Origin of the sequence: Polaromonas sp. (assembly GCF_030682935.1) — a bacterium.
Taxonomy (GTDB): Bacteria; Pseudomonadota; Gammaproteobacteria; order Burkholderiales; family Burkholderiaceae_C; genus Polaromonas.
Window position 1 is genome coordinate 1 of the sequence record NZ_JAUXNA010000102.1, and the last position, 9,309, is coordinate 9,309.

Genomic DNA, 9,309 nt, shown 5'->3' on the forward strand with positions numbered 1-9,309 from the left:
CGACGAGGCGTTGATCGCGCCCATGGTGCCGACCACTTGCGCCACGACGCTACCACCGCGCACGGCAACGCTGGAGGCTGACACGGCCAGCTGGTTGGCCTGCCTGGCGTTGTCGGCGTTTTGCTTGACGGTGCTGGTCAGCTCTTCCATCGACGCTGCGGTCTCTTCCAGCGAGCTGGCCTGCTCTTCGGTGCGGGAAGAAAGGTCGTGGTTGCCGGCGGCGATCTGGCTGGAGGCGGTGGCTATGGTGTCAGTGCCCTGGCGGACCTGGCCGACGACTTTTGACAGGCTGCCGCGCATGGCTTCTACGGCGCGGGTAATGACCCCCAGTTCATCACGGCGGTTGGACACCAGTTGCTGGGACAAGTCGCCCTGGCCTATGACTTGCACATGCTGGCTCAACAGGCTCAGGGGCCGAACGGTGCGGCGAATAAACACCAGCAGAACAAATCCCAGCACCACGGCAAAGGCGGCAATAAAGCCGCCCAGCCAGGTCATCTGGTGGTGCAGGCCGGCAAGCACCTCAGATTCAGAAACTTCTGCCACGACCAGCCAGCCGGTCGCCTCGCTCTTGGCCACTGAAGCATAGCGTTGCCCTGCGGGACCTGCCACCAGCACGGCGGGCGCATGGCCCAGCCAGGCGGCCTCCTCGCCCATCAGGCGGTCTACCCATTGGGCCGACTGGCTCGGAAGGACTTCAGCCAGTTTTTTTCCGGCAGACACGGGATGGAACACCAGCACCGCCTCGGCCGTATTTGCCGTGGGGTTGACGATGTAGAGTCCACCGGTGCTGAAAAGCCGGGTCTGGTCCACCTGTTTTTTCAAGGACGCTTGCTGCTGTGAAATATCCAGGCCGATATAGAACACCGCCACCACCTTGCCGGCTGAGTCGCGTATGGGCTCATAAACCGTCATGAAAGGACGTCCAAACAGGGTGATGCGCCCGACAAATTTTTTATTGGCGCGCAACACGGCGTAGGCGGGACTTTTGCGATCGAGCAGTGTCCCTACGGCGCGCTCGCCATTTTCCTTTTTGACTGAGGTGGCGATGCGGCGGAAATCTTCGCCCTGTACCACAAACACCGTGGCGTTCCCGCCTGGAAAACCAGCCACAAAGGCATCCACTTCGGTGGTGTTGTCGTTGACCGGCACACCATAGTTGCTCAAGGTGCCTGCCGCGCCATCCAGGCTCAAGGTTGCCCCAAACTGGCGCCGGAAGACGCTGAAGGCGTTTTCGGCCATCAACTGCATGGTCTGATCGAATACGTCCAGGGAGCTGGCAACGCCTTCCGCCCTGGCATGGGCATACTGGGCCGCACCCTGCTGCTGTTGCGAGGACGCCTGGAGGTAAAAGAGCCCCAAAACGAGACCCATCAGCACAAAAATAGCCATGACAGCCCTGATCGTCAGGGTGCGCGCCAGGGAAACAAAAGCCTGCGGCTGTGTGTGCTCATTCATGCGTGACACCCCCTGAAAACCCGACCGCATCGCTTTGGGTGCAACTGGGCGCGGGAACGTCGACGCAGGCATGAGGGCTGGCTGTTTGCGGCATGTATTGAGGTACTTCAAAAAAGATTGAAAAAATAGCCGTGCGACTGCAACGGCGTCGTGGTTGATTGCTTCACAGGGCGACTACGTCATCTGCTTCATGATGCGAATCAGTTTTCCGCCGTATTCGGGATCGGTGGCATAGCCGGCGCGCTGCAGGCCATGCGCGGCTTCGGCCGGGTCCCGGGTCGCCAGCACGTTGGCGTAACGCGGGTTGGTGGCCAGAAATTTGGCGTAGTCAGAAAACGCTTCTTCATAGGAGCCATAGGCGCGAAAGGCAGCCCAGGTCTTTTGCGCAACGCCGTCGACAAATTCAGTGGTGGCGGTTTCCGCCACCGGGCCCTTCCAACTCTTGTCGGCCTTGATGCCGAACAGGTTGTAGCTGGGGCTGCCGTCCTCTGCACGAATCTCGCGACGCCCCCAGCCCGACTCCAGCGCCGCCTGCGCCATGATCAGCTGTGCAGGAACCCCGGTTTCCTGGCTGGCGCGCTGTGCAGCGGGCAGCATGCGCGACACAAATTGCTCGACATGTGCCTGGGGCAAAACGCTCCTGCTCAGCGTGGCCTGCGCCGTGGCCGCCTCGTAAAGCGAAAGATCCGGTGCCCGCGCCGGCGGCCGGGGCGCAGCGCTCGCCAGCGGAACATCCGGGAACGCCTTTAAGGCGGGCGCACTACTTCCCTCGCCGCCCATTGTGCGGCTGAGCTGCGCAAACATGGCTTCGGCCAATCCAAGGCCCCGGCCAGACAGGTTCTGGGCCTGTTGCTGGTCGAGCATCGAGGTGTACATCTTTTCCTGCTGGCTGCTGAACAGCCCGTCGGACGGCGTGGCTTCGCGCATGCTTTTCAAGACCATCTGCATGAACATGACCTCGAATTGCTTGGAGGCCTGCTTCATGCCCTCTTGCGGGGATGCGCGGACGGTGCGCCGCAAGGCGTCAACGCCTTGCACGTCAATCGATAAACGCTGGTCAAGCACCCCGCCCGTCGAAGGGGTCATGCTGTTGACACTGGGAAAGCCAGAACTGCTCATGGGAGGCCTTAAATAATTTCGAGTTCGGCACGCAAGCAGCCGACGGCTTTCATAGCCTGCAAAATCGACACCAGATCCTGCGGATTGGCGCCCAGGGTGTTGAGTCCCTTGATCACATCGCTCAGCGAGGCGCCACCACGCACAACTTGCAGGGCGCCGCCTCCCTGGCTGATTTCGATCTGGGAACGCTGGGCTACCACCGTTTCTCCGCCTGCAAGCGGGTTGGGCTGGCTGATGACGGGCTCGGTATTGATCACCACCGACAAATTGCCATGCGCCACTGCGCAATCATTGATTTTGACGGCCTGATTCATCACCACCGAACCAGTACGCGCGTTGATGACGACTTTGGCGATGGCCTGCGCCGGGGCGACGTCAATACTCTCGATGCGCGCCAGGAAACCGACGCGCTCTGCTGGCCGAGCGGGCGCGTTGACCTGGATCACCCGGGCGTCCAGCGCCGTGGCGGTGCCAGGACCAAAGCTGCGGTTGATCGCATCCACCGCTTTTTGCGCGGTACCGAAATCGCTGGTGTTTAATTCGAGCATCAAGGTGCCGTCGCCGCCGAGCGGGGACTCCACCGCACGCTCCACGATAGCGCCGGCGGGTATCCGCCCGGAACTGAGCTGGTTGATCTGCACCTTGCTGCCATTGGCCGATGCCCCCGCCCCGCCGACCACCATGTTGCCCTGGGCCAGTGCATAGACCTGGCCATCAGCTCCCTTCAGTGGCGTCATGAGCAAAGTGCCGCCACGCAGGCTCTTGGCATTGCCCAAAGACGATACCGTGACATCGATGGTCTGGCCCGGCCGCACAAATGGCGGCAAGGTGGCGGTCACCATCACGGCGGCCACATTTTTCAACTGCATGTTGGTGCCGGGCGGCACGGTAACCCCGAGTTGGCCCAGCATGTTGTTCAGGCTTTGCGTGGTGAAGGGGGTCTGCATGGTCTGGTCGCCGCTGCCATCCAGGCCGACCATCAGCCCATAGCCGATCAGCGGGTTGTCGCGTACGCCCTGAATGCTGGCGAGATCCTTTAGCCGTTCCGCTTGCGATGGCAGGGCGATAAAGGCCGCAAGAAGCAGGCACAGCCTCAAGCCGGACGTGACGCCAACCTGCATTTTTCTGCTGTGGCGCTTGAGCGAGGTGGCTAGGGTTTGCATGATCAAAATGGCAGCACGTTGAGGAAAATGCGCTGAAGCCAGCCCATGGTCTGCGCTTCGTCGATATAGCCCTTGGCGCTGTATTCAATCCGGGCGTCTGCCACCTGGGTGGAAGGCACAGTGTTGTTCGCGCTGACCATGCGTGGATTCACCACACCTGAGAAGCGGATGAACTCGGTGCCCTGATTGATCAACATCTGCTTTTCTCCGCTGACCAGCAGATTGCCATTGGGGAGCACGTCCACGACCGTGACGGTGATCACGCCGTTGAAGGTATTCATGGCATTGGCGCCGCCCTTGGCGCTCATGGTGTTTTTGCCACTTGCACTGGCATCCTGCGTATTGGAGATCAAGCCGCCCAAAATTTGAGGAATCACGTCCAGCGCGGCACTGGAACTGCCGCTGCGGCTGGCATTGGCAGCCGAGCTCTTGCTGGCATTGACGTTTTCGCTGACCAGGATGGTCAGGATGTCACCCACATAACGCGGCCGCCGGTCTTCAAACAAGGCCTGTGCGCCGAAGCCGGTCCGGTAAATCGCCCCGTTCACGGGCGCCGCCGGTCGCACCTGCGTATCGGCTCGCGCCGTCATGGGCTGCTGTACCAGCGGCTCGCGCGGAATTTGCGCGCAGCCGCCCAGTAACAAGCCTGCGGCCAATGTCGACCCTGCTAGACGGCCAATCACCCAACGGTTGCGCATCACAACTGCGCCAGGCGCGCCAGCATCTCGTCGGAAGTCTTGATCACCTTGCTGTTGATTTCATACGCGCGTTGCGTTTGAATCATGTTGACCAGTTCCTCGACGACGTTGACATTTGACGACTCGACGTAACCCTGAGTGAGCACGCCGGCGCCGTTCTGACCAGGCGCGGTCTGGTTGGCCCCGCCGGAAGCATCGGTTTCCACATACAGGTTTTCGCCATTGCTTTGCAGGCCGGTGGAATTCAGGAAAGTCGCCAGCTGTATCTGGCCGACCTGCACGCTGGCGGTACTACCCGCCTGAACGACCGACACCGTGCCATCACGGCCGATAGTCATGCTGGTCGCGTTTTGCGGCAGGGTGATGGCGGGCTGTACGGGATAGCCACTGGCCGTTACCAACTGACCATTCTGGTCGGCCTGGAACGATCCATCGCGGGTGTAAGCCGCCGTACCATCGGGCATCAGCACCTGAAAGAAACCACCGCCGTTGATGGCAACATCTTTCGGGTTGTCGGTTTTGGTCGGATTGCCTTGCATATGGATTCGCTCGGTCGCCACAACACGCACGCCCGTGCCAAGTTGCAGGCCGGAGGGCATGCGGGTCTGGTCAGAGGTCTGGCCACCGCTTTGGCGAAGGTTCTGGTACATCAGATCCTCGAACACGGCGCGGCTGCGCTTGAAGCCCGTGGTACCCACGTTGGCCAGATTGTTGGCGACCACATCGAGCTGTGTTTGCTGCGCATCGAGGCCTGTTTTGGCGATTGAGAGAGAACGAATCATGGGAAAAACTCCTGCAAACTGGCGGCGGCCGTGGCCGTACTGGTGTCAAATCAAGAAGGAACCGTGGCGACCGAATCAGCTACTAGAAAGCAATTTATTGGCCTGCTGATCGTTGCTTTCGGCGGTCTGCAGGGTCTTCATCTGCATTTCAAAGCGCCGCGCGTTGGCAATCATGCTGACCATCACCTCCACGGGATTGACGTTGCTGCCCTCGATCGCGCCGGCAAGCAGTCGCACCTGAGGGTCGGCCTGCGGGGCGGCGGCGCCGGGCTGCATCCGGAACAGGCCATCGTCGCCGCGCACCAGCTCGGTCGCCAAAGGGTTGACCAGCTTGAGCCGGCCCACTTCCGCCGCACCGACTGCCGGATCACCGGCACCCAGCGCGGTCACGATGCCATCGTCGGCCACCACCAATGAGGAGCCGGGCGGTACCACCAGTGGACCCGCATCGCCCACCAGGGGCCGGGCATCCATGGTCATCAACTGGCCATCGGCGCCGACCTGCAGATTACCGACGCGGGTATAGGCTTCGCTGCCGTCCGGCATCTGGACCGTGAGCCAGCCCTCGCCGCGTATCGCGACATCCAGCGCGCGGCCGGTTTGCATGAGCGGCCCGGCACGCATGTCGGCACCCGGGGTGGTGGCGACCACCATGGCGCGGGTGGCGGCTTCATCGCCCACCACGGGCACGGCACGAAAATTATTGATCTGGGCGCGAAAGCCGGGCGTTGACACATTGGCCATGTTGTTGGCCACCGACGCTTGCTGCTCCATTGCCTGCTTGGCACCACTCATGCCGACATAGATCATCCGGTCCATACTTCTCCCTTGATATTCTTGCTTGTCTTGACGAGACGGCTCGCTGCATCAACGAGCCATACCGGCATCAGCGCATGTTCACCAGGGTCTGCATCACCTGGTCTTGCGTCTTGACGGTCTGGGCATTGGCCTGGTAGGTGCGCTGGGCGATGATCAGATTGACCAGCTCAGAGGTCAGGTCGACGTTGGAGGCTTCCAGCGCACCAGAAGCCAGGGCGCCCAGCTTGGTGCCAGCACCTGGGGTGCCGGTCAGTGGCTGGCCCGACGCTGCGGTCTCGGCCCAGACGTTGTCACCCTTGGACTGCAGGCCGTTTGGGTTCATAAATGACGACAGAACAATCTGACCCAGGGCATTGCTCTGCTCGTTGGAGTACTTTCCGGTGACCGTGCCGTCCTGGTTGATGGCAAATGCCACCAGCGCTCCAGACGTGTAGCCATCCTGTGTCAATTTCTTGACATCGTTGACGTTGCCAAATTGGGTGGTTCCGGTCACGTCAACGGTAAAACCCATGACACTGGAACCGTTGGCGAAATCAAGCCCTGCAACCGTCATCTTGCCGTCCGCCGGGCTCGTCAGTACACCTTTGTCATCAAAGGTCAAACTGGATACTTCCGTTCCTCCATTGACCGCGGCTCCGTCTGCGGTCGCATAAACTTTCCAGGTATTGACTGCTGGAGCAGGCTCTTTTACAAAGAACGTCGACAGCTCATGGGAGTTGCCCAACGAGTCATAAACCGTGACCGCATTGGCATAGTTGTAGGTCGTTGAATTGTTGGCATCAAACGGCGTAGCCGTAGGCGCAATGCTGCGCGAATCCAGATTGAACTGGGCCGCAATGTTCTGGGTTGAATTTGGCGGCATGGCCGTCGTTGGCAATTGCAGGGCTGCAGGGCTTCCTCCCGCAACGGTGCCATTGGCACCCACCTGGTAGCCCGTCAGCCGCAAGCCGGCCGAGTTGACAATATAGCCGTCCTTGTCCATGTTGAACTGGCCATTGCGCGAATAGGCGACCTCCCCGCCGGGGCTGGCGAGCCGGAAAAATCCGTCGCCATTGACAATGGCCACATCGAGGGCCCGGCTGCTGGTCTGCACCGCTCCAGAGGTGAAATTCTGCGCCACACCGGCCACCTGGGTCCCCAAACCCACCCGTGAACCTGCGTAGACATCGGAGAACAGTACGCTGCCCGACTTGAAGCCAACAGTCCCCGAATTGGCAATGTTGTTGCCGATGACATCGAGGTTGCTGGCGGAGGCGTTCAGACCGCTTACACCTTGTGCGAAACCCATGGTATTTCCTTCTTTTGAATTGACTTTTAAATAGAGGCTGCCGCTTGCGGGTCAGGCTCAAAGAATCAGGCGGACTTCACCAAGGCTGGCCTTGCGGCTGGCCCCCAGGTCGAGCGAAACGCCGGCGCTGCCCTGCGACACGCTGGCGACGTTTGCATAGGTCAGCGCTGTGGCCGTCACCCTGGAATCTCCGCTCATAGCCACCACGTTGACGGTGTACGAGCCATCCGCAACCAGCGCCCCGCCATCTGCCTTGCCATCCCATGACAGGGTCTTGACCCCTTGCGGCAATGCACCGAGGTCGTAACTGCGAACGGTGTCTCCGGCTGCGTTCGTGACTGTGACTTTCACCGAACCGGCGCCCTGAGGCATCTCAACGGCAAACGGCACATTTGTACCTTGCGCGAGTGCCAGTTCCTTGCCCGGCACGAGCACCGTACGACCAATCAGGGAGGCCGACTGCAGTACCTGGCTGGAACCGCTTTGAGCCAGCAGCGACTGGAAGGCAGTATTGAGTTTTTCAATTCCGCTGACCGTACTCATCTGTGCCAGCTGGGAAGTCAGCTGGGCGTTGTCCAGAGGGTTGAGCGGGTCCTGGTTGTTCAGCTGTGTCACGAGCAGCTTGAGAAAGCGCTGCTCGCTGTCGGCGCTTGAACCCGCAGTTGATGACAGCGCGCCAAGCGCGCTGGCGCTGCCAGATGAGGTGGTTGCAGACACAGCCATAAGAAATTCTCCGGAAATAAAAATGTTGGCCGCTGACGGCCTTACTGACCTACCGTCAGGGTTTTCAGCATCAAGGTTTTGGCCGTGTTAAGCACCTCGACGTTGGCCTGGTATGAGCGTGAAGCCGAGATCATGTTGACCATTTCCTCGACCACGTTGACGTTGGGCATGGTGACGTAACCCTCGGCATTGGCCAGCGGATTCTTGGGGTCGTGCACCATGCGCATGGGCGAAGGATCTTCAACGACGCGAGCCACCCTGACGCCGCCGATACCCTGGCCATCTGCAGGCGCCATCTCGAACACGACCTGACGCGCGCGGTAGGGCTTACCATCGGGACCCGCGACGCTGTCGGCATTGGCCAGGTTGCTGGCTGTGGTGTTCATGCGCTGGGATTGCGCCGTCATGGCGGAGCCCGCAATTTCAAAAATACCGAGTGATCTGTTGGAATATGGCATGCACTGACCCCGCTTCGTTACTGCTGGACCGCTGACAGCAGCGATTTGATTTTGGAACCCAGAATGGTCAGATTGGCCTCATAGCGCATGGCGTTGTCGGCAAAGTTGACCCGCTCAACATCCATCTCCACGGTGTTGCCATCAAGGCTTGACTGATTGGGCGTGCGGTAGAGCAACGCTGCATCGCCACCAGCCTGCGCATCTCCGGCAATATGACGGGAAGAGGTAGTCGCCATGGACACCGACATGGATTGCCGGCCCCGCTCCACCGCCTGCGACAGGCTGGCGCTGAAGTCGAAGTCGCGCGCCTTGAAATTGGGCGTGTCGGCATGGGCAATATTGGCCGACAGAACTTCCTGCCGCCGGGCTCGCAGGTTGAGCGCCTCCTGATGGAAGCGGAAGGCTGAATCCAGCTTGTCGATCATTTCTGTCCCATCATGTGAGGTTGCCGGACTGGCTGCCCAGACGTCTTTAGCGTGAAAATAATTGTAAGAAGGCACAACCCGGGCAATCACCTGAACAGATGGGGTTTCAAGGTTTAGTTCGACTCTTTTCACGCGCGTTCCAGTGGCGGAGATTAGAGTGGGAGTGAGCCCCTCAATCGAATGAACAGCGCCAGCTTTACAAGCCAAATCCACGCTTGAGGGGAATTCCATTTTTCTAAAATATTGCTAGCGCACAAGTGCCACCGTTCTCCGTCCTGAACTGCGCAATGCCAGTGACGTTGGTGATTTTTAAAAGGAATCCATGAAGATCCCCACGCGCCGACCACTGCCTTGGCCAACTGCGATGGCCTTGGCC

10 protein-coding genes are annotated in these 9,309 nt (G+C 60.2%); all 10 read right to left on the reverse strand.

Going from position 1 to position 9,309, the window contains the following annotated elements; translation table 11 throughout:
• A partial coding sequence (locus tag Q8K05_RS04305; protein WP_305245291.1) for a methyl-accepting chemotaxis protein occupies positions 1-1,458 on the reverse strand: 1,458 nt, incomplete at its 3' end.
• A 174-nt stretch (positions 1,459-1,632) separates the two neighbouring features.
• On the reverse strand, positions 1,633-2,577 hold the full coding sequence (gene flgJ, locus Q8K05_RS04310) for a flagellar assembly peptidoglycan hydrolase FlgJ (RefSeq protein WP_305245292.1): 945 nt from the start codon (positions 2,575-2,577) through the stop codon (positions 1,633-1,635).
• A gap of 8 nt (positions 2,578-2,585) precedes the next feature.
• Complete coding sequence (locus Q8K05_RS04315) at positions 2,586-3,740, reverse strand: flagellar basal body P-ring protein FlgI (protein ID WP_370868768.1); 1,155 nt, start codon at positions 3,738-3,740, stop codon at positions 2,586-2,588.
• A gap of 2 nt (positions 3,741-3,742) precedes the next feature.
• Positions 3,743-4,438, reverse strand: coding sequence for a flagellar basal body L-ring protein FlgH (locus Q8K05_RS04320; protein ID WP_305245293.1), 696 nt, complete (start codon positions 4,436-4,438; stop codon positions 3,743-3,745).
• A complete protein-coding gene (flgG, locus tag Q8K05_RS04325; protein WP_305245294.1) occupies positions 4,438-5,220 on the reverse strand; it encodes a flagellar basal-body rod protein FlgG in 783 nt (260 codons plus the stop codon). The genes Q8K05_RS04320 and flgG overlap by 1 nt, the downstream gene beginning before the upstream one ends.
• 75 nt (positions 5,221-5,295) lie before the next feature.
• Positions 5,296-6,039: a flagellar basal body rod protein FlgF gene (locus tag Q8K05_RS04330; protein ID WP_305245295.1), complete on the reverse strand. Its 744-nt coding sequence runs from the start codon at positions 6,037-6,039 to the stop codon at positions 5,296-5,298.
• 67 nt (positions 6,040-6,106) lie between these two features.
• Entirely contained in the window at positions 6,107-7,327 is a 1,221-nt protein-coding gene (gene flgE / locus Q8K05_RS04335) for a flagellar hook protein FlgE (protein WP_305245296.1), read from the reverse strand.
• A 57-nt stretch (positions 7,328-7,384) separates the two neighbouring features.
• The gene (locus Q8K05_RS04340; protein WP_305245297.1) at positions 7,385-8,050 is read right to left on the reverse strand and encodes a flagellar hook assembly protein FlgD; all 666 of its coding nucleotides are present in this window, start codon (positions 8,048-8,050) and stop codon (positions 7,385-7,387) included.
• A gap of 41 nt (positions 8,051-8,091) precedes the next feature.
• Positions 8,092-8,508 carry a flagellar basal body rod protein FlgC gene (gene flgC, locus Q8K05_RS04345; RefSeq protein ID WP_305245298.1) on the reverse strand — a complete coding sequence of 139 codons (417 nt, stop codon included), beginning with the start codon at positions 8,506-8,508 and terminating at the stop codon, positions 8,092-8,094.
• 17 nt (positions 8,509-8,525) lie between these two features.
• Entirely contained in the window at positions 8,526-8,933 is a 408-nt protein-coding gene (flgB, locus tag Q8K05_RS04350; RefSeq protein WP_305245300.1) for a flagellar basal body rod protein FlgB, read from the reverse strand.
• Positions 8,934-9,309 lie beyond the last annotated feature (376 nt).

Bases quoted from the DNA above. Each gene is read 5' to 3' on its own strand.
- flgJ (WP_305245292.1), bottom strand. From the start codon at position 2,577: ATGAGCAGTTCTGGCTTTCCCAGTGTCAACAGCATGACCCCTTCGACG.
- Q8K05_RS04315 (WP_370868768.1), bottom strand. From the start codon at position 3,740: ATGCAAACCCTAGCCACCTCGCTCAAGCGCCACAGCAGAAAAATGCAG.
- Q8K05_RS04320 (WP_305245293.1), bottom strand. From the start codon at position 4,438: ATGCGCAACCGTTGGGTGATTGGCCGTCTAGCAGGGTCGACATTGGCC.
- flgG (WP_305245294.1), bottom strand. From the start codon at position 5,220: ATGATTCGTTCTCTCTCAATCGCCAAAACAGGCCTCGATGCGCAGCAA.
- Q8K05_RS04330 (WP_305245295.1), bottom strand. From the start codon at position 6,039: ATGGACCGGATGATCTATGTCGGCATGAGTGGTGCCAAGCAGGCAATG.
- flgE (WP_305245296.1), bottom strand. From the start codon at position 7,327: ATGGGTTTCGCACAAGGTGTAAGCGGTCTGAACGCCTCCGCCAGCAAC.
- Q8K05_RS04340 (WP_305245297.1), bottom strand. From the start codon at position 8,050: ATGGCTGTGTCTGCAACCACCTCATCTGGCAGCGCCAGCGCGCTTGGC.
- flgC (WP_305245298.1), bottom strand. From the start codon at position 8,508: ATGCCATATTCCAACAGATCACTCGGTATTTTTGAAATTGCGGGCTCC.
- flgB (WP_305245300.1), bottom strand. From the start codon at position 8,933: ATGATCGACAAGCTGGATTCAGCCTTCCGCTTCCATCAGGAGGCGCTC.